Below are 25,140 nucleotides of genomic sequence, written 5' to 3' on the forward strand. Positions count from 1 at the left end.
GGATTTTCTTTTTCAGGCAAGATACAATAGTAGAAAAGCAGCAGAAGAACAGGCTATCTGTTTTATGTAAGAGAAAAATGAGATGTAAATACAATGAAATTTTCATTTTCTAAATAATATTTTAAATGTTTTTTAATTCAATGTATAAAAATATGCTCGAAAATATTCAATTTTTTTCAAAATTTTATTCGTATATGAGAAAAAAATAAACGTGGGTAGATTTCCTGTGAGTAGAAATACTGTTATATCAAGCTTGATTACGCTTTAAATCAAGTTTTTATTTGTTTTGTTAAAAAATTAACGATTGTTATCTTTTATTGATTGTTCGTGTAATTTTTTTTATACTGATTGGCAGAGGTAAGAAGGAGAGGATCAAATGATTTACATTTATACAACTCCAAGCTGTACATCTTGTCGTAAAGCAAAAGCATGGCTAAAGGAACATAATCTTGAGTATCAGGAACAAAATATTTTTGCGAAGCCTATCGGAGCAGATGAATTAAAAAAAATTTTGATGTTAACTGAAAATGGCACACAAGATATCATCTCCACGCGTTCAAAAGTTTATCAAAAACTTGATGTGGATTTAGATGACTTACCATTAAGTGAAGTACTCGCTATTTTAGAAAAAAATCCCAGTCTGCTTAGACGTCCCATTATCCATGACGATAAACGACTACAGGTAGGCTATAATGAAGAAGATATTCATTGTTTTGTTCCTAGAGAGGTTCGAAATATTTTATTTTTAGCAAGACAAAAGAAAATGTACGGTATGAATGAATTATAGGTGTCCATCAGCTGTTGTAAAGAGAGAGTAAAGGACGCATCTAGTCAAATAGCGAAGGTCTAGGGAAACGGGGAATATATCCTTGATTTCTTAGGCTTTTTTACTTGCTAAAATAAAAGAAAATCGGCAATTATCGGAAATACTCGGCATATTTCTTTTCAGGAATGAAAAATAAAGTTATAGTTATATAGTGAACGTTATAAAAAAAGAGAGGAGAGGTCTGTTATGGAACTTATAGGAATTTTATGTTTAATTTTAATTAGTACAACTCTTGCCTCGCATGTCTCAAAACGTATTGGAATTCCAGCAGTGATTGGGCAATTATTAATAGGAATTGTATTGGGACCAGCAATGTTAAACTGGGTTCATCAAGGTATTTCAATTACTGAATTTTCAGAGATAGGCGTTATTTTATTAATGTTTTTGGCAGGACTGGAAAGTGATGTTTCTCTTTTAAAAAAATATTTTAAGCCAGGAATACTGGTTGCTATTTTGGGAATTGCTTTTCCCATAGTCATCACTTTGTTATTTGGCCGGCTATTCTCAATGTCTCTGACAAATAGTATTTTCCTGGGGCTAGTTCTTTCGGCCACTTCTGTAAGTATTTCCGTGGAAGTATTAAAAGAGCTGAACATGGTGTCATCAAAAGAAGGCTCAACAATTCTAGCTGCATCTGTAGTGGATGATATTTTAGTTGTTCTTATTTTGAGTATAAGCCTAGGCTTTTTATCTGGCGAAGGTGCAGCATTTGATAGTGAAATGATTTTGCTTTTAGTGGAACAAGTCTTATACTTTGCAGGTATTTATTTCTTGGTGAAGTGGGGTGCGCCTTACCTCATGCAGCTGAGTGAAAAATTACTTGCAGGTTCATCTGTGATTATTATGTCACTGGTTATCTGTTTAGGAATGTCATTTTTAGCTGATTTAGTGGGCTTGAGTGGTGTGATTGGTGCATTTTTCGCAGGAATTGCAGTTGGGCAAACCGATTTCCGATCAAAAGTAGACTTAAACATTGAAGCAATTGGCTATGCAGTATTTATCCCAGTCTTCTTTGTAAGCATTGGTTTAAATGTATCATTTGCAGGACTCACAAATGATATTTGGTTTATCGTAGCATTGACACTTGTTGCGGTAGTCACGAAACTTTTAGGCGGATTTATCGGTTCTAAAATGGTTGGCTTTACAAATATAAGCTCGACTGTTGTAGGAGCAGGAATGATTTCTAGAGGAGAAATGGCTCTGATTATTGTTCAAATCGGAAACCAGGCAGGAATGATTGATCCTACTCATTACACTAGTATTGTCATTGTGATTATCTTATCCACGATTGTTTCTCCATTAATTATGAAACAATCGATTCGGCAACTTAAAGCAAAAGAAGCATAAAAAACGAAACAGTCTGGGAGAAAATCCTCGACTGTTTTTTTCTTATACTATCAGGTAGGATAAGAGTAGGGAAACTAGAAGAATTGTAGAGGAAGGAACGAGATTTATTATGATTGAACAAGTTAATCAGCCGTCAGAGGAAATGATTCATCAACTAATGGCTATTTGGTTAAAAACAAATCAAGAGGCCCATCCATTTGTAGCGGCTTCCTATTGGTTGGAACATGAAGAAGAAGTGAAGGAACAGTTGCCAAATGCTACTCTTTTTATTACTAAAGAGGGTGACAAGATTGAAGGATTTTTAGGACTTCAAGAGGACTATATTGCAGGATTATTTGTAGAGAAGAGAAGCCAAGGGAAGGGGCTAGGACGTCAGCTTTTAAATAAGGCAAAAAAAGAAGCTGCTCAGTTGACACTGGCTGTATACAAGAAAAATGAACAAGCCTATCATTTCTATATTAGCCAAGGCTTTCAAGTTATTAAGGAACAAGTAGATGAAGAGACGGATGAAGTAGAGCTCATTTTACAATGGACTGAATAAAAGAAAATAGAGTGCGGAGGTTGGGACAGAAGTGTTCGGCTCCGAAAACAGGTACTGTGTGCATCATTGAAAGTGAAATTTCCGTGGAGTTGTAGCACTAAGTAGGAATTCACGAAGAGTATTCCTCAACTATTTTGGGGTTCCAGCTTATTTGTGAAAGGGGTGCTTTGGTTCTCAACTTTTATTAAGATTTTAAGAGAGTGGGCTATAACTTAATAGTTATGTCCCACCCTCTTACGCTCTTAAATTTTAATAAAAGTTGGAAAGGAACGTATCTCCACTGTGTTTGTCTCTCAACAACTTCTATGCATGGGACATGCTAGAGTTGTATCTACTCGGTGCATCTGATACATTCTTTTGGGATATAGAAACATACTTACTTGATCCCAAAATTTAAGGAATATCGAGTAGAATCAGTCAACTAAAGCCCATTGCCCATTTATTTTTGAAAAAGTTAAGGTGAAATCAGTATTTACATGAATGCCTGCATATCCAATGCGTACACTTTTTGGAGAAATTTCTACCCATAATGGTTCAATCTGAAAGCTTTTGACACCGAGTGAGGGGTGCTTTTTGTACTGTTGCTCACTATAGCGCTGGGCAAGGTTATCAACTACAGTGAAATGTTCAAGAAAATCAACGAGTTCTTCAGTTAAAACAGTCTGGATGTTAGAAAATTCTATTCCTGTTTCATCGTCAGTAATAATATTTAACAAGTGCGTATTTTTTTTGATTTTTTGAATGAGTACTGAAAAATCAAATCGATTGAATGGAAAGTTTTCACTCATCTTATTTTTCCCCCCCGACATTTAATTTCCTTACATTATTATAATTTAAAAAGCGAAGCTTGAAGGATTACCAAGATAAATCCTTCTTTTCAGTAGGTGAATAAAAAAATATAAAAATTTATTGATGCAAGGTTTCTTGTAAAATTGTACAAAGATAGACTAATTCTGAACGTTAAAGAATGTGCTGTACAACTGTTTCACTTTATAGTTCTGACAGTAGGACTGCTTTGTTATTCTAAATTAAGTTGATAAATGATAAATATTCACCGAAAAACTTTAGCATAAAGTAACTTCCTAATAATACACCAAGAAATATCCCGACGAGTAAAGTACCTGCTATTAGTAAGATCTTTCTCTGACCGGTGTTGTTTTTTATCGGTGTTAACATGCAGAGAATGGAAATAGCGCAAAAGGAACCTATCGTGCACGCATATATTGCAATACCAAAAATGAGGATGAGAAAAGCCATAATAAAAGACCTCCCGTTTTATTTTTAAAAGTATACCATACTGCATAAGAAAAGAGCAGAGGTGATGCGGTGCACTTTAAGAGATTTGCCAAGTAGGCTCATTAGAAGATTAAGTTAGTAATTTGGGATAAAAAAGTCTGCAATCAAGTACATTATTGATATCTCTGATAGTAATTTTTGGCCTTCTCCAGATGTAATTGAGAAATAATATTGTAAAAATGTGTTTCAGAGGTAGGCATTTTGTTTACCTGCACTAAAAGTTCATTTAGCTCTTTTGAATAGATTGGGAAATCTAAGTAACTATTTACAATGCAGGTGATAAAGCGTAGCTGCATAGAAAAATATAAATTATCTGAACTAGTAACAGCCTCTTTATAAACTATTAAACAGTTTTTTGCTTCTTGGATGTTATTAGTTATCAGCAACCATTGTATTCGATTAAAATAAAGATCACTGATTTCTTCATAATAGACTTTCTTATCAAAAGCTTTATACTTCAATAGCTCATTGATAAGTCTTTTGTAAAGTAGGGCTTCTTTCTCTTGTTCTTTTTCGGAATAGGAAAGCAGGATAAGTTTTCCTAATTTAATTTCCTTAAGTGTCCACATTTTTATCGTATCTAAATAAGCAAGAACCTCTAAAAAAGGAGAGCGAGAGAATTTATAAAAATTCGTATTGGTAATCAGCACGAGCAGATAGGCTTTAATTGCCAGATATCGTATTTCGGTGTGAGGATGTTGTTTATAGTCTTCAAAAATAGCATATAAAGATTCAAAATCTCCTTTTTTATAGAGTTGTTCAATTTGATTATCTAGTATTTTTTCTTCGTTTTTGTCACGACTATCCTTAAAATAATCGAATTCCATTTGGCTTATACCTAAGTTATTCAAAAAGCCTTGAAATTTCGTTACTTCAACAGAATATTTTCCAGCTTCAAAATCACTGTAAAAGGTTTTAGAAGCAACTCCTGTATAGATTTCTTTTTGAGTAAAGCCTTTTTGTGTTCGAATGGATCTAATAATTTTTTCTGTCATAAACGCTCCTGTCAGTTATTCCTGTATACAGGAATTATACTTATTTTTCGTTTCATTTTACATGCTATATTGTAAAAAAACAAATAGAGGAGTTATTTAAATGAATAAAATATACTTGAAATTAATTGGTGCATCAGTAGCGATAACAATGGTAATTAGCTTGTTTTCAGCGATAGGAATTGCGTTTGAATTTAGCGATAATGGAGTAATCATGTGTCAGATAGCAGCTTTTCTTATTTGTGGAGTGGTTATTTTTCTTTACATGAAGAAAAAAGATCATACATTGAAACAATTTGGTTTTAATCGCATTCGTCCAAGTAGAAAATTAATAGGATTTATGGGAGTTGTGATCTTGATTCAACCTATCATTTTAGGAGTTAATTTTAACTATTCATTTTCAACACTGATGTTGATTCTTGTTCAGATGATGTTAGTAGGTTTTGTAGAAGAAACGTTCTTTCGTGGAGTCTTTTTCTATTCATTGAAAACAAAGTTACGGAAGAATAGAATCTTTTTTTCCAGTATTGTATTTGGTCTATTGCACATTGCCAGTAGTTTGAATCCTGAAACAGCATTTATTTTAGTTATTTTACAAATTATTAATGCGTTACTGTTAGGATACGTTTTTTCTGTCATATATGACAAAAATCACTCGATTTATATAGTCATTGTCTTTCATGGACTATTCAATGTATTCGCAACAATCTCTAACGGCAGTACTGTAGAGAAAAATATTACAGCAGTACTTCTTTTGAGCATCTTATATATTCTTTTTCTGATTTATTCTCGTGTAACTACAATCGATTCAAAAAAAAAGATAAGTGTATGACTCATTCTGTTTAGAGAATAAGTGAACTTTGCTTCAGTATTACAGGTCTATAGTTCATTTATAGAAGGACTATGCGAGAAGTAAATGATTCGCTAAAATCAGTTTGTCTTCTTTCATTTACGAGTACCTACATATTTTAAGTAGTAAAGAGAGAGTGTTTATCATAAACTAGTTATGCTGACCAACTTTTCAATAGGAGGTCAGCATTAGTTTTGAGGTACAAGGAACTAAAAATAAATGACTCTCTAAGAAGGGTTTTGAAGAATAGTTATTTTTATCAATGAAGGAGATCCAAGGCTAGGAAAAAATTTTGGTGATTACGTCCAGATTTCCTATTATTTAAACCGAATTTTCTCAAAAAGATAGGATTCGATATAGTGTAATTCTTTTGAAGAGAACATGATATTGTACATTTTTTCCAGTAGAATAATATTATTTGCCAGCTTTTTGTCAACCGAAGGGGGAAAATCCTCCAGTTGATGATGAAACTCATTGGATTGATTTGTTTGAATAATGGTATCAATACAGCAGGCAAGATGACAAATTAAACCAATCATACGTTCCGCAGATAAATTTAACTTCATTTCTAGAGAGATGTTTTCAACCCAGTTTTTTAAAGAATAAAGTAGATCAATACCATCCAGCTGAACGAGCATAGGGGCAATATTTTCAAGCATGCCAAAAAATGTTAGTTCGTAATCAATTGTTTTTTGAATCTTGGCGAACATCCCATCAGATAGAAGCTGATTGATGGTAAGTTGTGGATATTGAAGCGCCGGAATTGAAAAAGTACTGATAGAATAAAGAATTTTTCCTCCAGCCTCCAATTTTTCCAGCTCATACAGAAATTCATCTGGGTTATTGACTTGAAACGACTTGATTTCACAGCGCCCATCGTGTAAAGCTAGCTTTGCGGTTAATAAATCTTTAATGATTTGGGCTGAGCCTTCTCCTGTGGTACAAGAAGTAATAATGAACACCTTGTCCTGTATGTTTGTATTGTTTTTTACAGGTGTATTTATTGTGTGTTCTGTGTGCGTAATTGTGTGGACAGAGTCGACGATGTCAGAAAGCGAAAAACCGAGAGAAGCTTTTCTACTTGCCTCTAAAACATGTAACGTACTAACTAAATCGATACAAGCGACTTTTTTTCTAGTCACTTTTTCTAGCTCTTTAGGAAAATTTGTTAGGGAGCCCATGTCAACCAATAACAGAATATCTTCTTGGGTTTCTTTTTGCTGAAGATAGGCGCTGATTTCTTCTAATATGTGCTGTGGTTCATAAGAAAGAGGCATATTAAATCCGACGACATGTTCATTTCCTAATAACTCATTTACTACGGATGAAATACTTGTGGCTGTGGAGTCTCCATGGGCAATAACGATTACTTGCACATTTTGAGTCTGGCTATTTGTATTCCCATGTTCCTGCGGAGTTAAAAACAGGGTAATAAAGCCCACTTCGTCATCTGATATTGAAAGACTGAATGCTGTTTCAATAAGATACTTACATTGCTGGGCAGCCTGATAGTACAGAGGATACTGTTCTTTAATCTCTTCAAGACGAGGATTATGTATTATTTCTCCGTTTCGAATTCGGTTGACCGTTGAAAAAAGATGAAGAGCTAGACCTGAAAAGACCTCCGGATAAAATTCACTCTGCACAATATTCGCTGCTTTTTTTAACAGTTTTTTAGTTGTCGCATAAACTTCTGTACCCACAATATTAAGAATATTTTCCTCGTTAACATTTCTCTTTTTTCGTAACGTAGAAAAATAATTTCTTATTGTTAGGTCGATAATATCCATAGCTGCTTTTTGATTTAGCCCAATTTTTTCCATGTCATTTAGTTTTTGATCAATTAATTGATAGATATCGGTTTCTTTATATTCATCAACAGGAATGGTTGTAAAATCATCTTTTTTAAATAAGATGAACCGGTCCTTGCGAGATGGAATCAGCGACCAAATTTCGCTTCGGTACTCAACATTGTATAAACCTTCTTTAATAGCATTTGGTAAATCATAACTACTGATACTCATGCTTTGAGACTTTTCGGAGACAAACCGAGCATAGGAACGCGCACAAAGAAGCTGAATGTCAGATTTTAATTGCCCAATATTATTTTCACAGGGATACCCAAGAAGTGCACGCAATGTATTCATTGATACAACCACATCTTGAGCTAGTTTATGCGCCTCTTCATTAAAGAAAGTGGTAATTAGTGTTAATTTTTCAAAAATGCCACGCTCCATTAAATTCGGCAGATGAATTTTCATTGGAATTCTTCTAACAAATGTTTGTAATAAAGTAGATTCAATATTTTCTGTTGTCGCGCAGATAATTTGAACATCTGCTTTTCTCTGTTCAGAGGTTTCACCCAATCGGCGAAAGAATCCTTTATCAATAAACGTAAACAGCATTTCCTGTGCTTCGGGAGGTAGGCGATGAATTTCATCTAAAAAGAGAATGCCGCCATCTGCTTTTTCTAGCAAGCCTTGCTTTTCTTCATCTGCTCCAGTATAGGCGCCTTTTTTTGTACCAAAGATATTTCCAGTAATCAATTGGGGATTATTTGCATAGTCCGCGCAATTAAAAAGGATGAACCGGGCATCATTAGAAATAATCTGTTCTTCAATTGAGAAGCGATAGACTAACTCAGCAAACATACTTTTTCCAACGCCTGTGTCGCCTGATAATAAGATGTGCATTCGTTGAGGTGGGTAGAAGATAGCTGCTTTTGCTTGTTCTACAGCAGAAACAAGACTTGGATTTTTTTTGATAAATTCCTGTATGAGACTTTTTTTCTCAGAATCATCTGAAATAGGATAAAAAAAGACAGGTTTTGTTCCTGTTTTTTTTGCTTTGCCTTCTTTCACTAGAAGATTTAAATCGTTACTCGCATTTGCCCGAGTAATAGCTAGTTCTTGTGATAATTGGCTAGCGCTTAGCGGTGTTTCTTTATTGTATTTTAGTAAATGCTGCCAAACTTTTTCAATTCGCTTCATAGTAAGCCATCCTCTTCTTTCTTGATATCGGTTTCAGTATAGCTTTGCATATGAAACAAGTCAAGATGATGTGTTTCAATTTAAGGGTTTATGTGTTTCGGAAATTTTTGATGTGTTTTAAAAAGTGTTCTTTGTTCATAGAGGCACTATGAAGGAGAGGGGGAATCTGTTTTGGCATAGTACTTGCTTATATAAATATGAATCATCAACATAGAAAGGATTGAGGTATTTGGAATTAGAAAATCAAATTATGCAGATTATCGTTTATGCCGGAAATGCGAAATCATTAGCAATGGAAAGTATAAAAAAAGCACGATTGGGGGAAATAGATGCTGCAAAGAACAAAATGGATGAAAGTAATAAGAATTTAAAAGAAGCACACAAATTTCATGCAGCATTGCTAACCGAATTTGCATCGGATGAAGCACAAAAAGCCAATCTATTTATGGTTCATGGCGAAGATCATATGATGGCAGCTATTACATCGTTGGATTTTGCGAAAGAGTTAATTTTTGTCCATGAAAAAATGGGTCAGTTGGAAAATCAATTACAACAATTACAAAACAAGGAAGGATGATTAATCATGAAAATTACGTTAGCTTGTGCCGGAGGAATGTCAACAGGGATGTTAGTGAAAAAAATGCAGGAATATGCAAAATCTGTTGGAATTGAGGCAGATATTTCTGCTTGTGGATTGAATGAATTAGAGGAGCGAGTGGAAGGAAGCGACATCATTTTGCTAGGGCCTCAAGTAGGGTACCAAGAAGAGGATGTTCAAAAAGAGTATCCCACTATTCCAGTTCGAGTTATTGATATGATGGATTACGGCATGATGAATGGGGAAAAAGTATTTAAAGACGCACAGCAGGCGATTAACTAAAATATATTATAGGAGGATAGGAAATGAGCGAAATGACAAAGAAAAATTTTACGGGACATTTGAATAATTTTATTAATAAGTTTTCAAATAATGTTTTTGTTAAGAGTATTGCTAATGGGATGATGATGACCCTTCCAATTACTATTATTGGAAGTATTGCTACAGTGATTAGCATGATTCCTAATTTACCAGAAATCGTGATAAAAGCTTGTTCATTGGGGACATCTATTTCAAGTAGTTTAATCACAGTTTATGTGATTATCGGCTTATCTTATTCTATGGCAAAAGAAAAAAAAGGAGATACCATTCCTGCAATTATTTTATCAATGGCCTGTTTCTTCGTACTGACTCCTGTTTCTAAATTTGATTTAGGCGATGATAAAGTGGCTTCAGCCTATGATTTAACCTATCTAGGATCAAAAGGAATGTTTGTCGGAATGATTGTGGCACTGCTTGTTACATGGATATTTGTTAAGATGGTTGAAAAAAGAATTACATTTCGTATGCCCGAAAGTGTTCCTACTGCAATAGCCAAACAATTTGAAGCAATTATACCTGGTGCAATTATCTTCATGGTGGCAATTATCATCAGCATAACTTTTGAAGCAACGCGCTTTGGAAATGTGCATGACTTCATCTACACAAATCTGCAAACACCGTTAGAATCATTAGGCGGATCCGTTTGGTCAGCGTTATTCATCATGTTTTTATCCGAGCTTTTATGGTTCTTTGGGATTCACGGCAGCATGGTGACAGCTTCAGTGATTGCTGTTTTATTTACCACACAAGCATATGCAAATATGGAAGCTGTGGCAAGTGGAGGCGTTGCTGAAAACATTATTAATTCCTTCTTCCTAGATGCATTTAAAGGACCGCGTGCATTGGCATTAGCTGTGGTATTAGTGTGGTTAAGCAGAAGTAAAAAGTTTAATTCAATTGGGAAAATTTCAATTATCCCTAGTATTTTTGGGATTACTGAGCCGATGAAGTTTGGGATTCCAATGATTATGAATGTAACGATTTTTATCCCTCTTACACTAAGTGCAGCAATGTGTATAGGAATTGCTTATATTGCAACAATTATTGGGTTCTTACCGATTATTAGTGTAAATGTTCCTAAAAATTTACCAACCTTCCTTTCCGGGTTTATGGCAGCTGGATGGCAAGGATTAGTGGTACAAATTATTCAATTTTTCGCAGTTTTATTATTATATTTACCATTTATGAAGAAATTAGATAAAATGAACGTAGCGGAGGAGCTAAGTACAAAATAAAGGATGAATCGTGTATGAAAAAACTAAACATCACCAGAGAACAAGAGAAGCTGTTACTTACAGGAGAGTTTTTAAACGAGCCGCAAACGCTTCTTTATACGACGGATCCTAGCTTTTCAAATAAGGTCTACAAAAAAGAGTTTTTATTAAATGGAGAAAAGCAGATAGATCTCTCTGAGGTGTCTTCTAATCAAAGAATTTATGTTGCAGGTATAGATAATCAACAAGTCTATGTTGGGGCTGAAAGAAGAGTGTCCATCAATGGTTTGTATAATTGCCGCGATTTAGGGGGCTATGTTACCAAAGAGAAGCAGATGACGAAATGGGGCTATTTGTTTCGGAGTGATGCACCAGATCATTTACTTGTAGAAGATCAACGATATTTGAAACAGATGGACATAAAGACAGTAATTGATCTTCGCTCACCGGGAGAAATAGAAAAAAATCCAGATAAAGATATGGGAGAAACTGACCACGTTGAACTAGATCCGCATGCGGAGGTTGCTAAAAAAGCAAGTGAGGTACCAAGTCAAGGGACAAGTAATAAAGATGAAGTGAAAGTACACATGCTTGAGCAGCTGGCGAGCACAGCAGAAGGACAAGCCACATTAATCAAATGGCAAAAACAAATGATTCAGCAAATGCACGATTTAGTGATGACAGAAAAATCACAGGCCGCTTACTCAATATTTTTAAAAATGGTGAACCAAACAGCAGAACCTAAGGCACTAATTTTTCATTGTCAGGGTGGAAAAGACCGGACTGGATGGGGGGCAGCTTTGATACTTGGGCTGCTTGGTGTGGATAAGAAAACCATCTATCAGGATTATTTATTGACAGATACGTATAATCGTCCGCGAAATGAAATGCGAATGGCGATTTATAAACAGTATACTGACAATGCTTTTGTGTTAGACTATCTAGCTTCTTTACAACAAACAAAAGTAGATTATTTAGATGGAGCCTTCCATGTAATGGAAAAAGAATTTGGAACGATTGAGGCATATGCCAAAGAAAAACTAGACGTTACGGATTCTGATATTCAGCGGTTGAAATCAACGTATCTTTATAACGAAAAGGATAGGCAAAACATTTTGAATCGTTGGAAGTGACGAGTGGAATCAAAGATATTATTTGGAGAGTCTATTGTGAATCTTTTTCTATTAATAGAGTGATACTATTGAAGGCATATAAAAGAATTTTCTTTGTTTTTAACCTGGTAGGAAGCAAGAAGTCCAATGCTTAGTTGAAAAAAGATCCCTATAATAATCGTACTCTCGATACAAAAACATGCGTATCCAAACGCTAGAGGTTATTCTAGTTTAGGATGCGCATGTTTTTTATTTCTTTTTTTCAAGAGAATCTATTCCGCTGAAAAACGCGAAGCCTACTATCCCAATCATGAGTATGCCGACGAACATTTCTGGATAGTCCATTTTTGCCCACGCACTTAAGATAAGGTAGCCCAAACCGTACGTGGTATTATAATTTTCAGCAAAAAATAAAGAAGCTAAAGAGATACCCACGCTTACACGCAGACTAGCATAAAGATTCTTTTGTATCGCTGGAAGAATCAGATAACGAATGGTTTGCCACGAAGTACTGCCGTAATTTTCCATTAAGCGATAATAGTTTTTAGGAATACTGTTTACACCATCTCGAATGGAGACAATGACTTGGATGGAAATGATGGCAAAAATTAATAGAACTTTGGAGGTGTTTCCTAACCCAAAGAAAATCATGAATACAGGTAAAAATGCAACTTTTGGCAGAGGATACAAGAAATAAATTAGCGGGCCTAAATACTTGTCTAACCTCTTTATACGACTTAGTAAAATCCCCAGAGGAATCCCTATAAGCAGTGAGATGCCCAACGCAACAATGATACGCAGAAAACTAGCGCCAGTGTGCAGCAGTAATGTCTGTTTAATCATCCAAGCTTTTTGAAGCGCAGCTAAGGGACTGGGAATCGAATGGTTTTGAATTGCGAAATAGAGTAGGGTCCATAACGCGATAAAAGAAAAAAGACCTGTGATAAAGGAAACAAACGGTTTAATTTTCATGAGTACCTCCTCTTATTGCCATTCGCAGCTGAATACAAAATTCATAGAACTCAAGGGTTTCCCGACGGTTTTCAAGAGCGAATGTCGGGTTTTCGTAGACAGAGAGGGTCTGGTTTTCCAGCAGTAAAATCGTTTCCCCTAAATAAGCTGCTTCCTCAATATCATGTGTAACCACTATTAGTGTATTTTCTCGCTTTTTTTGTTCCTCTAAAATAAATGACTGTACGTCTTCTTTGGTTTCCTGATCTAAAGAGGAGGTGGGTTCGTCTAGCAATAAAAAATCAGGATTCGTTATCAATCCGCGTGCCATTGCTACCCGCTGTTTTTGCCCGCCGCTAAGTTGGTTGGGAAACCGATTGGCTAGCTCTTCAAGATGAAATTCGGTAAGAAGCGTAGCTATTTTTTCTTTTCGTTTCTTTTTTTCCACATTTGAAATGAGTAAAGGTAGTTCAATCGCTTGCTCCACAGTTTGCCAATCAAAAAGAAGCAGCTCCTGAAAAATCAATTCGATTTTGTTTGTTGTTGTTTCTTCGTAACGAATGCTTCCTTGTTGAGGTTGCTCAAATCCTTTTAAAAGATTGAGTAAAGTACTCTTTCCATTTCCAGATTTCCCAACTAACGCATAGGTTTTTCCTTGTAAAAAGGAAAAATTTAATTGGTTAAAAAGCATTTTTTTTTCATAGCCAAAGGTCAGGCTATTTACTTCGATTTTCATAACAGGCTCCTTTTTCATTGTGAGTAAACACACAAAATTCTATTATTATGCTATACTATCTAAGGAAAATTCAATCAGAAGGAAAGGTGAAACGTGTGTTTCGAACACTTGTATTTCATGAAGTTCGCCCAGAAAGTGAGCTTGCATTAGGCCAAAGACCCATTCAAGTTGCTGATGGATACGAAGATTCATTACCCATGCCACTGTATGTTAGTGTAGCGCATTTTCAAGAACAAATAAACTTTTTACAGGAACAAAAATATCATTGCTTAACAGTAAATGAAATTAAAGCATTTTATGAAAAAAATCAACAACTCCCAGAAAAGTCTGTATTCCTGACATTTGACGACTGTTATCAATCGTTGAAAGAGTATGCCTATCCAATTTTAAAAAAGGCAAATATGAAGGCGACCGTTTTTGTTGTCAAAGGCTGGCTATTTTCTGAGGAAGAAACCTATCATCCAGAACGTTCACAGTGTTTGAGTGTAAAAGAAGTGGAAGCGATGGCAGACGTTTTTGAAACGGCGAATCACACGACGCATTTTCATAAAAGAAAGGGCACGACATTATCACAACCTATGTGGGAGCCTAAGGGACGGGTGGAAGAGGATATTCTTGAATGTAATCAGTTCGTTACGCATAAGGATGTGTTTGCTTATCCATTTGGACTCTACAATCAGGAAACAGTGAGTATTTTAGAGGAAATGAACTTCCGATTGGCGTTTACAACAAAATCGGGCTGGAATTCTCTGGAAACACCACCGCTAGAATTGCATAGAGAAGTGATACCAGAAGCGATGAGTTTACAGGCATTTCAATTGTTAATGAAGGAAGAGGCGTAGAAAAAATGAAAAAATTTATTTTAGGGTTAGGGATTGTTTTATTAAGTGTGGCAGGCTTAGGTGGCTGCGGAAATGGACAGACAAAAGATTCAGCTAACGAATCAACAAAGGAAAGCTCTGCTGCAAAAGTAACGGATGAACCATTGACTATCGGTATTTTACCAGCGGAATCGGCTATTCCTATCATTATTGCTAAAGAAGAGGGGTTCTTTGAAAAAGCAGGTTTAGCAGTTGAAATTAAAGCATTTACTTCACCAAATGATCGAAATGTAGCGATTCAGTCAAAAGCATTGGATGGCACAATTAGTGATGTTATGACGGAGGCTACCTTTAAGAAAAATGGGATTGACATGAAAATCACCTCAGGAATTCTTGAAGACTTTAAGGTATTGGCTTCGCCACAGTCAAAAATTACAGAAATGAAACAGCTAGATCAACACACAGTAACGCTTGTGCCAAACTTTATCTTAGAATACATTATGGATGAATTTGCCAAAAAAGATGAGTTTACTTATGAGATAGTAGATATTGCTTCATTTTCTGCACGCTCAGAAGCATTGCTGAATGGTCAAGTAGATGGTGCGGTTTATACAGAGCCACAAGCAAGCATGCTTGAAAAACAAGGTGCGGTCATTCTAGGCAGCTCACAAGATTTGGGAATCAATGGCGGAACTATTCAATTTATGGATGGGATACTCAAAGAACGGCCACAGGATGTTCAAGCCTTTTACAAAGCATACAATCAAGCTATTGATTATATGAATGAACACAAAGCAAGTGAATATGCAGACATTTTAACCACCTATCAATTTCCTGATGCTATGAGTCAGTACCTAGATAGTAAGAAGGAGAAGTATCCTCACGCAAAAGCAGTGACAAAAGAGCAATTTGACAGCATTATCCAATGGGCAAAAGATAAGAAACAGATTGATGAAGCCTATAAATACGAAGATTTAACTGATTTTTCAGGAATTGCTAACTAAGAAAACAAAAGCCAAGTAGTGGTCATAAGGACAGCTACTCGGCTTTTTTTAAACTATAGAAATATTTTCATAAATGGAGGTTGTTTCATTCGGTAACTTTCCATCGCTGATAATCAGCTGAATCTCCTGGAGTGTAGCAAAATTTATAATTGATTTTTTTTCAAATTTAGTACTATCAATTAGAGCAATAGTTTGTTCTGATTCTTTAATCATTAATTTTTTTAATTCTGCTTCATACATTTTAAAATCAGATAAGCCATCTTTTGCAGAAATCGCATAGCTAGATGTGAAAAATGTATCAATGTTAAATTTCTTTAAAAGATCAATTCCTAAGCTTCCCTCAATTGCATTCGAGTTTGGTGTGACAATTCCCCCTAAAACAATAACTGTCATCTGGCCATTTTCTTTTAACAGACTTGCTGTTCGCAATCCGCTCGTTAAAACAGTTAGTGGCTCAGTGTATTCAAGAAGAAGCTGCGCCAATTCATAACAAGTAGAGCTTGCATCCAATAAAATACAATCATTTGCGTGGATATAACGAATCGCTTTTTTTGCAATGACTTGTTTTTCTGCCAAATTGACACTTTTACGGATGTCATATGCTCGTTCGGCTTCTGTAATTGCTTTTTCATCATTTTTTGTTGCACCACCATGTGTACGAATAAGTAAGTCTGTTTCTGCTAGTTTATTTAAATCACTCCTAATTGTAGCAGCTGATACATCAAAGCAAGTAACTAATTCTTCTACCGTTACAGAGTGCTTCTTTTCCAGCATCTCCAGTATTTTTTGTCTTCGCTCATTTGTAAACATTATCGATTCATCCTGTTCTAAATTTTATTACCTTTATTATAACGAATAATATGAAAGTAATCAATAATTAAACTTTCGTTTATTTAAAAAACGACAATAAAACGAAAATAAACGAAAAATAGTATTGACTAATCGAAAATATATGATAATATTTTGGATATAAACAAAAGAGAGGTGCAAGCAAATGAAAGTAGCAGTAGGGGCAGATATAAATGCATTTGAATTAAAAGAAGAATTAAAACGCTATTTAGAAGGTGAAGGATTTGAAGTAGTTGATTATGGAATTTACAGTAAAGATCCGGTGGATTATCCTCGAGTAGCAGCTAAAGTAGCAGAGGGAATCCTAAATAAGGAAGCAGAACGTGGTATCTTGTTTTGTGGAACAGGGATTGGAATGGCATTAGCTGCAAATAAAGTAAAAGGAATTCGTGCCGCTCAAACACATGATACCTACTCAGCAGAGCGCGCGGAACTTAGCAATCAGGCGCAAATTATTACGATTGGTTCAAAAGTAGTAGGTGTGGAATTAGCTAAGAAAATTGTAAGTGCTTACTTGTCAGCGGATTTTTCATTTGAGGGATCAGGAAAAAACTCTGCAAGAAAAGTTGAAGAGATTATGGAAATGGAAAATAGATAGGAAAGGAAGAGAGAGATGAAATTTTTCTTGGATACGGCAAATATTGAAGAAATTAAACGAATTAATGAATTAGGACTTGTTGATGGGGTGACGACCAATCCAACGATCATTTCTAAAGAAGGAAGAGATTTTGAAGAAGTAATTAAGGAGATTTCTCAAACTGTTAAAGGACCTGTGAGTGCCGAAGTGATTTCTTTGGAAACTGAGGGAATGATCGAAGAAGCAGAACGTGTTTCAAAATGGGCGAGTAATGTTGTTGTAAAAATTCCAATGACAGAAAATGGACTTCGTGCCGTACATATCCTGTCTCAAAAAGGAATAAAAACGAATGTAACACTTGTTTTCACAGTGGCGCAAGGATTGATGGCAGCAAAATCTGGTGCAACTTATGTCAGTCCATTTTTAGGTAGACTGGATGATATTTCATCAGATGGGCTTGCTCTAGTTTCAGGTTTGAGACAAGTATTTGACCGATTTGGCTTTGAGACAGAAATCATTTCTGCAAGTGTTCGGAATATTCAACATGTTGAGAAGGTGGCGCTTGCTGGTTCTCATATTGCAACAATCCCAGGAAATCTATTCCCTAAATTGTGGAGCCATCCATTGACAGACTCAGGAATTGCCGCATTTATGAAAGATTGGGAAAATTTTGAAAAAAATAAGTAGCCAATTTTATAAAAAAAGAACCCCGATTGTTGCAATGAGCTATAAAAACTATTTGAATAAGCCAGAAGAAGTTGGTCTACTTGTCGAAGAAATTATTTTGGGGCTAAAAGAGAGTAAAACAGAATTTATGGAATGCTTCTTATTTCCAAGTATGGGAACCATTGAAACTGTAGCTCGTTTCTGTAAGGGAAGCAATCTAGGGTTTGGTGCGCAAAATATAGCCCCACAAAAAAATGGTGCATATACGGGAGAATTTTCTATAGAGAGTTTAATAGCACTTGGTGGTCGTTATGTTGAATTAGGTCATTTTGAAAGGAAAACCCTTTTTTTTGAGACAAATCAACAAATAAAAGAAAAAATTCATTTAACTTTATCAGAATCAATGATCCCAGTCTTATGTATTGGTGAGACCATCAAATGTGAGGGGCAAATGTTAGAAGAAATATTGATGGAACAATTGAAAGAGCTTTTGTCAGAGATAAATGAAGAGAAAGTCGTGAACGTTATCCTTGCTTATGAGCCGGGATGGGCAATTGGTCAAGCGAAACCAGCTAGTATTGCACATATTCATCGTTCGCATACATGTATCCGACGTTGCTGCGAACGGCTCTTTACTAAAGAAATTGCAGAACACATCCGGATTATTTATGGGGGATCTGTTTCTTTAACAGAAGTAAGTGAAATAGTGGATCATCAAGAAGTAGATGGCGTATTCGTTGGTCGTTTTGGTCATGAAGTCAATCAATTTTTAGAAATTATTCAGAGAGTCAGTCAAATGAAGGAGGAATAATAGGTGGACAGTGTATTACTAGTTTCTCACAGTAAGAAGATTACCGATGGTTTAAAAGAAATGATTGAGGAGATGATCGGTGAGGAAAGTAAAGTTCCGTTGCATTCGCTTGGTGGGACAGAAGATGGTCGCTTGGGAACGGATGCAATGAAGATACTTTCCTGTATTGAATCAAGCGCTTCATCTGAAAATATATATATTTTCTGCGATATTGGTAGCGCTATCTTGAGTGCGGAGACAGCGATTGATATGACGTCAGAAGAATTACAGAAGAAAATTATTTTAACGGATTGTCCATTAGTTGAAGGCGCGTTTGCAGCTGCAGTCCAACTATCAATCGGTCAGTCAAAAGAGCTTGTCTTACAAGAATTAAATCATTTATAAAGGAGTGTTTTCTCATGAAGTTTATTCGGTCTTTTATTGGCTATATGATAGCTGGTGTTCTTGTGATGGCCGTATGGGGACAATTGACTGAAGCGGGTGGAATTTTTGGCGGATACTTGGCTGCAACCATTCTTGTGGGACCACTTTGGTTTATGAACCATTATATAAATCTTGTGGATAATAAAAATGATGCTGCATTCGTAGATATGGGACTGGCAATTGGAGTTTGTGGAATTTTTCGGGATATGTTTTTAACTGGTACGCAAAGTTTTGTTGATTCTCTTCCAACTATTTTTCTTGTCTCTTTAGGAGCTGTTGCAGGAGGACTTGTAGCGGCAGCAATAGAAAAAGATATGGCAAAAGAAGTACATGAACATGTTCCTGAACCAGGAATGGCTGAAGAAGAGATGGAAAAACTGGATGTTCAAGGAGGGGTAGAGATATGACTGTGGCAATTGGTGTTGCAACATTTGCCGGTGGGTTTCTTTTTCCATTTTTCATCCGAATGGCTTGGGGAAAGATGGTAGACTCTTGGGGTCCTATAGGAGGATTCATGGCAGCGGCGTTTATTACAGGTACAATTTGGACGTTAAACCATGGAATTGGTACACCTATGATATTTCAATCAGGTGCATCATGGGTAGACATGGGGTTAGCGGCAGGTATTGGGTGTTGGGTAGCTACTGCTAGATTAGGAATGAGTGCGAAGAAATCAACTAAAAATGTAATCGCAGCAATATCAGGTGGAATTGCTGGAGCAGCGCTCTTATTCTTATTTTTATAAAAATGGAAAATAGAAAGAGGGAAGAAAATGAAACGATTAGTAAATGATGGTTATGACGTAGTAGAAGAAATGTTGGAAGGATATGCACATGCAAATCAAAAATATGTCAAGTTAGATGAGGAAAGTCAGCGTGTTGTAGTAAGTAACATGATGAGTGACGAACCACGTGTACGAGTGATTGTGGGGGGCGGTTCAGGTCATGAACCCTTATTTTTAGGGTATGTAGGAAAGGATTTTGCGGATGCTGCAGTTGTGGGCAATATTAATACTTCTCCAGCTCCAGATGCATGCTATCGTTCTGTAAAAGCTGTAGATTCAGGAAAAGGCTGCATCTTTTTATATGGGAACTATTCTGGGGATGTCATGAACTTTGATATGGCTGTTGAAATGGCAGAAGAAGAAGGAATTCGTGTAGAAACGGTATTAGTAACAGATGACGTATGCTCTGCAAAAGCTCGAGAAAATCGCCGTGGGATTGCAGGAGATGTTCCGGTTTTTAAAGTGGCAGGAAGTGCCGCAGCTAAAGGGTATGATTTAGATAAAGTAACTGCCGTAACGCAAAAAGCAAATGACAGCACATACTCAATGGGAGTTGCCCTTTCTTCTTCCACACTTCCAGTTACTGGAAAAGAAATTTTCTTCATGGAAGATGGAGATATGGAGATTGGCATGGGTATTCATGGAGAGCCAGGTTTAGAAAGACGAAAAATTGATCCGGCAGATAAAGTAGTTGATGAAATTATGACACATATTTTAGCAGATGCTCCTCTTTCAAAAGGAGATGAGGTGTATGTTCTGTTAAACGGGTTAGGTGGTTTACCTGTAATGGATCAGTATATCTGTTATCGAAGAGTTTTCCAAATTCTTGAAGAAAAGGGAATTAACATTCATCGTTCAGAGGTTGGGAACTATGCGACATCAATGGATATGATTGGTATGTCAGTAACGTTAGTGAAATTAGACAGCGAATTAAAGGAATTATTAGATGCACCATGTGATACCCCGTACTATAAATTATAGGCTATAAAGAACAAAAAATAAAAAAGAAACTAAAGGAGAAATGAAAGATGGACTATACAGGATTTGATATTAATTTCGGTTTAGAAAATAAAGTGGCAGTGATTACAGGTGGACTAAGCGGCATTGGTCAAGCTATTGCAGAATTATATATTAAGAAAGGTGCAAAAGTAGCAATTTTTGATGTAAAACCAACAGCAGCTGAAGAAGCAAAAGCTACATTTGGCGAAGCCGCGATTGGGTTTACGGTTGATGTTACTAGCAAAGTACAAGTAGAGACAGCAATTAAAGAAACATTGGCAGTATATAATAAGATTGATTTGCTGGTAAACTCTGCTGGTGTTGCGTTGTTGGATGATGCTGAAAACTTATCTGAAGAGTATTGGGATAAGACATTTGCTATTAATGTGAAGGGGAGCTTTTTGGTTGCACAAGCAATTGGGAATGAATTCATCAAGTCTGGTGGTGGAAAAATTATCAACATGGCTTCACAAGCTGCTGTCGTTGCGCTGGATAATCACGTAGCTTATTGTGCAAGTAAAGGGGCTATTGTTTCAATGACGAAAGTTCTTGCTTACGAATGGGCACAATTTAACGTAAATGTGAACTGTATTTCACCAACCGTTATTCTGACTGAACTAGGGAAAAAAGCTTGGGCTGGTCAAGTTGGAGAAGATATGAAGAAACAAATTCCAGCAGGCCGTTTTGGCTATCCGGAAGAAGTCGCTGCCTGTGCACTATTCTTAGCATCAGATGCCTCTAACTTAATGACTGGAGAAAATATGGTCATTGATGGTGGCTATACTATTAAATAGAAAAACTATATAAGTCCAAGAAAAAGCCATTTTCTAAAATAGTGATGGCTTTCCTTGGATTTTCAATGATATGGAGGACTGGAAAATGAGTGAACAATTATACTTGGATAAGGCATTTTTTAAACAATCATTACTAGATATGGCAAAATTGACAGAGGAACAACGTGATTATTGGACATCTTTAGATTCTGATATAGGGGATGGAGATCATGGAGTCAATCTGAGTATTGGCTTCAGAGGAATTTCAGCTCAAATGAATGACTTGTATGAAGAAACTGAAGATATTCACAGCCTTTTGAAGAAATCTGGTATGATTTTGCTTTCAAAAGTTGGCGGTGCTTCAGGTCCTTTATATGGGAGTTTCTTCATGAAAATGGGAGAAGACGTTACTGGGAAAAATCAGGTTAGTTACTCAGAGTTTTTGGGAATGATTAAGAATGGGATTGCAGCAGTACAGCATCGTGGTAAGGCCCAAGTAGGGGACAAAACGATGATAGACGCATTTCTTCCAGGGCTAGAAGTCCTAGAAACCTATCAGGTAGAAGAAGATCCGTATCAATTTTTTGAGAAGTTTATTGAGGTTATGAAAAAAGGGGCAGAAAGTACAATTCCTTTAGTTGCAAATAAAGGTCGAGCGATGCGTTTAGGGGAACGAGCAATTGGGCATAAAGATCCAGGTTCAGAGTCTTCTTGGATGTTGATGGATATATTTAACAAAAATCTGAAAGTTAGAAGTGAAATATAATGAATAGCCGAAAACCGATTGTCGCCATGAGCTGGGCAATGAGACAAAATAAAAAAGAAGATGCAGTTCGCTTTGCAACGACGTTAATTCAACAGTTAAATCAAGAAAATGAAGTAGAGAAGATTATCTTTCCCTCTATGGGAACGTTGTCTGCTGTGGCAGAAGTCACCAAAAATACAACCATTGGATTAGGGGCACAAACGATTGCTGCAGATGCACAGGGAGAATATTCGGGGGAATATTCTATCGAGTCTTTGGTTGATTGCGGCGGCAAATATGTTGAGCTTGGTCACTGGGAGCGACGTGAATTATATGGTGAGACGGATGAACAGATCAACAAAAAACTAAGATTAGCAATTGAATATGGAATCTCTCCCATTCTATGCGTTGGCGAAAAAGAAAAAGAGTTAGAAACCTTACCCTACAGTCAATTAAAAAGACAATTATTTAATGCATTATTTGAGTTGCCGAAGGAGCAGTTGGCTCAAGTGATTATTGCTTATACGCCTCAATGGGCGGTTGGTCAAACACGTGCAGCGAGTGCGCCTCACATACATGAGGTGGGTCGTTTGATTCGTTCGATTTTAGAGGAGTTTTATCCAAGCAAAGTTGTTCAAGAGGTTCGTGTTATTTACGGAGGCTCTGTCAGCCCTGAAAATGCTCGTTTAATCACTTCTGATGAAGGAATTGATGGGGTTTTGGTAGGACGATTTGGGAGTGAACCTCATCGGTATGCGGAAGTTGTTTCAGTTATTGAAGAAAATAAATTAGAAATACGCTAAAAAGTTTTGAGAGAAAGAAGTGAGTAAATGTTCGACAACACAGATCAACTAGGCGTTAATACAATTCGTACTTTAAGTATTGAAGCCATTCAAAAAGCCAATTCAGGTCATCCAGGATTGCCAATGGGCGCAGCTCCTATGGCGTATGCACTTTGGACCAAGCACTTAAAAGTAAACCCAACAACTTCAACTAACTGGGTGGACCGCGACCGCTTTGTTCTTTCTGCAGGACACGGGTCAGCAATGCTTTACAGCTTGCTGCATCTTGCAGGCTATGATGTGACGATGGATGATTTAAAAAATTTCCGTCAATGGGAAAGTCGCACACCTGGACATCCAGAAGTTCATCACACAGATGGTGTGGAAGCAACTACAGGCCCATTAGGTCAAGGAATTACCATGGCTGTAGGAATGGCGATGGCAGAAGCCCACTTAGCAGCAACTTACAACCGTGAACATTTTAATGTAATGGATCACTATACGTACGCGCTTTGTGGAGACGGTGATTTGATGGAAGGGGTCTCTCAAGAGGCGGCTTCTATGGCTGGACATATGAAATTAGGCAAATTGGTTGTGTTGTACGATTCTAACGACATCTCATTAGATGGTCCTACTTCTAAAGCCTTTACTGAAAATGTTGGTCAACGATTCGAAGCTTACGGTTGGCAACATATTCTTGTCAAAGACGGCAATGATTTGGAAGCTATCTCAAACGCAATTGAAGAAGCCAAAGCACAAACGGATAAACCTACCTTAATTGAAGTCAAAACGGTCATCGGTTACGGCGCACCAAAAGAAGGAACCTCTGCGGTTCATGGCGCACCATTAGGTGACGAAGGAATTTCGGTCGCTAAAGCCGTTTATGGATGGGAATATCCTGACTTCACAGTACCTGAAGAGGTAGCCGCTCGTTTTAAAGAAACCATGCAAGACAAAGGAATTCAAGCAGAAACTGCATGGAATGAACAATTTGAAAACTACAAGCATGCATATCCAGAATTAGCGGCACAATTTGAAGCAGCATTCTCAGGCAAGCTTCCTGAAGATTGGGCAAAAGAATTGCCTCATTATGAAGTGGGTTCTAGTCAAGCAAGCCGAGTGTCAAGTAAAGACATGATTCAAGCTATTTCAAAAGCGGTCCCAAGCTTCTGGGGAGGTTCCGCTGATTTATCTGGGTCAAATAATACAATGGTTGCCGCAGAAAAAGATTTCGAGCCTGGTCAATATGAAGGACGAAATATTTGGTTTGGTGTGCGTGAGTTTGCGATGGCCGCCGCAATGAATGGGATTCAATTACACGGTGGAACCAAAGTCTACGGTGGAACATTCTTTGTCTTCACCGACTACTTACGTCCAGCGATTCGTTTAGCAGCCATTCAAAATGTTCCTGTAACCTACGTATTAACTCATGATTCTGTAGCAGTAGGAGAAGATGGTCCAACACATGAACCGATTGAACAATTAGCGAGCGTTCGTTGTATGCCAGGGGTTCATGTCCTTCGTCCAGCAGATGGCAATGAAACACGCGCCGCTTGGAAGATTGCGATGGAATCAACTGATACACCAACTATTTTGGTCTTAAGCCGTCAAAACCTTCCTGTTTTAGAAGGCACAGACGAATTGGCAGACAGCCATGTAGCCAAAGGCGGTTATGTGTTGTCCCCACAAAAAGGGGAAACACCTGAAGGAATCCTGATTGCGACAGGATCAGAAGTTGCTTTAGCTGTGGCCGCACAAAAAGAATTAGCAGCACAAGGAAAAGATGTTTCCGTGGTATCACTACCAAGTTTTGATTTGTTTGAAGCACAAGACGAAGCGTACAAAGAATCTGTGCTACCAAAAACAGTCACAAAACGTGTAGGAATTGAAGTTGCCTCACCATTTGGTTGGGAACGCTACACAGGAACAGAAGGAAAAATGATTGGTATCAATCACTTTGGCGCTTCTGCACCGGGAGATAAGATTATGAAGGAGTATGGATTTACGGTAGAAAACATCGTAGCGCTATTTAACGAATGGTAAGAAGTAAACGGACCTTGAAAGGTTAGATGAGTAGTCTAACCTTTCAAGGTCCATTTTATTAATGACTTTAGTCGGTTCCAATCGCTAAA

At 36.8% G+C, this 25,140-nt stretch carries 27 protein-coding genes; 21 read left to right on the plus strand and 6 right to left on the minus strand.

What is annotated here, in order from left to right:
* Positions 1-376: 376 nt before the first annotated feature.
* From spx to I589_RS07205, 3 genes are all read left to right on the plus strand, one after another.
* Positions 377-787 carry a transcriptional regulator Spx gene (gene spx / locus I589_RS07195; RefSeq protein ID WP_010768777.1) on the plus strand — a complete coding sequence of 137 codons (411 nt, stop codon included), beginning with the start codon at positions 377-379 and terminating at the stop codon, positions 785-787.
* A gap of 225 nt (positions 788-1,012) precedes the next feature.
* Positions 1,013-2,173, plus strand: coding sequence for a cation:proton antiporter (locus tag I589_RS07200; protein WP_010768776.1), 1,161 nt, complete (start codon positions 1,013-1,015; stop codon positions 2,171-2,173).
* Positions 2,174-2,282: 109 nt separating this feature from the next.
* Positions 2,283-2,714 (plus strand): GNAT family N-acetyltransferase, encoded by a 432-nt coding sequence (locus tag I589_RS07205; protein ID WP_010768775.1) that lies wholly within the window; start codon positions 2,283-2,285, stop codon positions 2,712-2,714.
* A 413-nt stretch (positions 2,715-3,127) separates the two neighbouring features.
* Here I589_RS07205 and I589_RS07210 read toward each other — a convergent pair whose 3' ends face one another.
* A complete protein-coding gene (locus I589_RS07210; protein WP_139242887.1) occupies positions 3,128-3,502 on the minus strand; it encodes a hypothetical protein in 375 nt (124 codons plus the stop codon).
* A gap of 621 nt (positions 3,503-4,123) precedes the next feature.
* A complete protein-coding gene (locus I589_RS18520; RefSeq protein ID WP_010768772.1) occupies positions 4,124-5,005 on the minus strand; it encodes a helix-turn-helix domain-containing protein in 882 nt (293 codons plus the stop codon).
* Positions 5,006-5,105: 100 nt separating this feature from the next.
* On the opposite strand from I589_RS18520, the gene I589_RS07225 reads away from it, so the two are divergent.
* Positions 5,106-5,834 carry a CPBP family intramembrane glutamic endopeptidase gene (locus I589_RS07225; RefSeq protein ID WP_010768771.1) on the plus strand — a complete coding sequence of 243 codons (729 nt, stop codon included), beginning with the start codon at positions 5,106-5,108 and terminating at the stop codon, positions 5,832-5,834.
* 335 nt (positions 5,835-6,169) lie between these two features.
* Here the strand turns inward: I589_RS07225 and I589_RS18700 are convergent, their stop codons facing one another.
* Positions 6,170-8,842 (minus strand): sigma-54-dependent transcriptional regulator, encoded by a 2,673-nt coding sequence (locus I589_RS18700; RefSeq protein WP_010768770.1) that lies wholly within the window; start codon positions 8,840-8,842, stop codon positions 6,170-6,172.
* 229 nt (positions 8,843-9,071) lie between these two features.
* Between I589_RS18700 and I589_RS07235 the strand changes: the two genes are divergently transcribed.
* Genes I589_RS07235 through I589_RS07250 form a run of 4 tightly spaced genes read left to right on the plus strand, consistent with a single transcriptional unit; the run spans position 9,072 to position 12,108 of the window.
* Positions 9,072-9,419 (plus strand): PTS lactose/cellobiose transporter subunit IIA, encoded by a 348-nt coding sequence (locus I589_RS07235; protein ID WP_010768769.1) that lies wholly within the window; start codon positions 9,072-9,074, stop codon positions 9,417-9,419.
* A 6-nt stretch (positions 9,420-9,425) separates the two neighbouring features.
* The gene (locus I589_RS07240; protein ID WP_010768768.1) at positions 9,426-9,722 is read left to right on the plus strand and encodes a PTS sugar transporter subunit IIB; all 297 of its coding nucleotides are present in this window, start codon (positions 9,426-9,428) and stop codon (positions 9,720-9,722) included.
* Positions 9,723-9,745: 23 nt separating this feature from the next.
* A complete protein-coding gene (locus I589_RS07245; protein ID WP_010768767.1) occupies positions 9,746-10,996 on the plus strand; it encodes a PTS sugar transporter subunit IIC in 1,251 nt (416 codons plus the stop codon).
* 14 nt (positions 10,997-11,010) lie between these two features.
* Positions 11,011-12,108, plus strand: a complete 1,098-nt coding sequence (locus tag I589_RS07250) for a tyrosine-protein phosphatase (protein WP_010768766.1) — start codon at positions 11,011-11,013, stop codon at positions 12,106-12,108.
* 228 nt (positions 12,109-12,336) lie between these two features.
* Here the strand turns inward: I589_RS07250 and I589_RS07255 are convergent, their stop codons facing one another.
* Positions 12,337-13,059, minus strand: a complete 723-nt coding sequence (locus I589_RS07255) for an ABC transporter permease (RefSeq protein WP_010768765.1) — start codon at positions 13,057-13,059, stop codon at positions 12,337-12,339.
* Positions 13,049-13,774: an ABC transporter ATP-binding protein gene (locus I589_RS07260; protein ID WP_010768764.1), complete on the minus strand. Its 726-nt coding sequence runs from the start codon at positions 13,772-13,774 to the stop codon at positions 13,049-13,051. The genes I589_RS07255 and I589_RS07260 overlap by 11 nt, the downstream gene beginning before the upstream one ends.
* 86 nt (positions 13,775-13,860) lie before the next feature.
* On the opposite strand from I589_RS07260, the gene I589_RS07265 reads away from it, so the two are divergent.
* Together I589_RS07265 and I589_RS07270 are read left to right on the plus strand one after the other, a co-directional pair.
* A complete protein-coding gene (locus I589_RS07265) occupies positions 13,861-14,616 on the plus strand; it encodes a polysaccharide deacetylase family protein (RefSeq protein WP_245561656.1) in 756 nt (251 codons plus the stop codon).
* Between the two features lie 5 nt (positions 14,617-14,621).
* Positions 14,622-15,599 (plus strand): ABC transporter substrate-binding protein, encoded by a 978-nt coding sequence (locus tag I589_RS07270; RefSeq protein WP_010768762.1) that lies wholly within the window; start codon positions 14,622-14,624, stop codon positions 15,597-15,599.
* 48 nt (positions 15,600-15,647) lie between these two features.
* Here I589_RS07270 and I589_RS07275 read toward each other — a convergent pair whose 3' ends face one another.
* Positions 15,648-16,409 (minus strand): DeoR/GlpR family DNA-binding transcription regulator, encoded by a 762-nt coding sequence (locus I589_RS07275; protein ID WP_010768761.1) that lies wholly within the window; start codon positions 16,407-16,409, stop codon positions 15,648-15,650.
* A 184-nt stretch (positions 16,410-16,593) separates the two neighbouring features.
* On the opposite strand from I589_RS07275, the gene rpiB reads away from it, so the two are divergent.
* The 11 genes from rpiB (at position 16,594) to tkt (ending at position 25,051) form a co-directional block, all read left to right on the plus strand.
* Complete coding sequence (gene rpiB, locus I589_RS07280; protein ID WP_010768760.1) at positions 16,594-17,046, plus strand: ribose 5-phosphate isomerase B; 453 nt, start codon at positions 16,594-16,596, stop codon at positions 17,044-17,046.
* 15 nt (positions 17,047-17,061) lie between these two features.
* Positions 17,062-17,712 carry a fructose-6-phosphate aldolase gene (gene fsa / locus I589_RS07285; protein ID WP_010768759.1) on the plus strand — a complete coding sequence of 217 codons (651 nt, stop codon included), beginning with the start codon at positions 17,062-17,064 and terminating at the stop codon, positions 17,710-17,712.
* The gene (locus I589_RS07290; protein ID WP_010768758.1) at positions 17,696-18,502 is read left to right on the plus strand and encodes a triose-phosphate isomerase family protein; all 807 of its coding nucleotides are present in this window, start codon (positions 17,696-17,698) and stop codon (positions 18,500-18,502) included. The genes fsa and I589_RS07290 overlap by 17 nt, the downstream gene beginning before the upstream one ends.
* A 3-nt stretch (positions 18,503-18,505) precedes the next feature.
* The gene (gene dhaM / locus I589_RS07295) at positions 18,506-18,886 is read left to right on the plus strand and encodes a dihydroxyacetone kinase phosphoryl donor subunit DhaM (RefSeq protein WP_010768757.1); all 381 of its coding nucleotides are present in this window, start codon (positions 18,506-18,508) and stop codon (positions 18,884-18,886) included.
* Between the two features lie 14 nt (positions 18,887-18,900).
* Entirely contained in the window at positions 18,901-19,332 is a 432-nt protein-coding gene (locus I589_RS07300; RefSeq protein WP_010768756.1) for a Lin0368 family putative glycerol transporter subunit, read from the plus strand.
* Positions 19,329-19,670 carry a Lin0368 family putative glycerol transporter subunit gene (locus I589_RS07305; RefSeq protein ID WP_010768755.1) on the plus strand — a complete coding sequence of 114 codons (342 nt, stop codon included), beginning with the start codon at positions 19,329-19,331 and terminating at the stop codon, positions 19,668-19,670. The genes I589_RS07300 and I589_RS07305 overlap by 4 nt, the downstream gene beginning before the upstream one ends.
* Before the next feature lie 27 nt (positions 19,671-19,697).
* Positions 19,698-20,690, plus strand: a complete 993-nt coding sequence (locus I589_RS07310) for a dihydroxyacetone kinase subunit DhaK (RefSeq protein WP_010768754.1) — start codon at positions 19,698-19,700, stop codon at positions 20,688-20,690.
* A 47-nt stretch (positions 20,691-20,737) separates the two neighbouring features.
* Entirely contained in the window at positions 20,738-21,502 is a 765-nt protein-coding gene (locus I589_RS07315) for an SDR family oxidoreductase (RefSeq protein WP_010768753.1), read from the plus strand.
* Positions 21,503-21,587: 85 nt separating this feature from the next.
* On the plus strand, positions 21,588-22,247 hold the full coding sequence (gene dhaL / locus I589_RS07320) for a dihydroxyacetone kinase subunit DhaL (RefSeq protein ID WP_010768752.1): 660 nt from the start codon (positions 21,588-21,590) through the stop codon (positions 22,245-22,247).
* On the plus strand, positions 22,247-23,029 hold the full coding sequence (locus I589_RS07325) for a triose-phosphate isomerase family protein (RefSeq protein ID WP_010768751.1): 783 nt from the start codon (positions 22,247-22,249) through the stop codon (positions 23,027-23,029). Before dhaL ends, I589_RS07325 begins: the two co-directional genes overlap by 1 nt.
* Before the next feature lie 27 nt (positions 23,030-23,056).
* Positions 23,057-25,051, plus strand: a complete 1,995-nt coding sequence (tkt, locus tag I589_RS07330; protein WP_010768750.1) for a transketolase — start codon at positions 23,057-23,059, stop codon at positions 25,049-25,051.
* Positions 25,052-25,140 lie beyond the last annotated feature (89 nt).

Source organism: Enterococcus phoeniculicola ATCC BAA-412 (assembly GCF_000407505.1).
Taxonomy (GTDB): domain Bacteria; phylum Bacillota; class Bacilli; order Lactobacillales; family Enterococcaceae; genus Enterococcus_K; species Enterococcus_K phoeniculicola.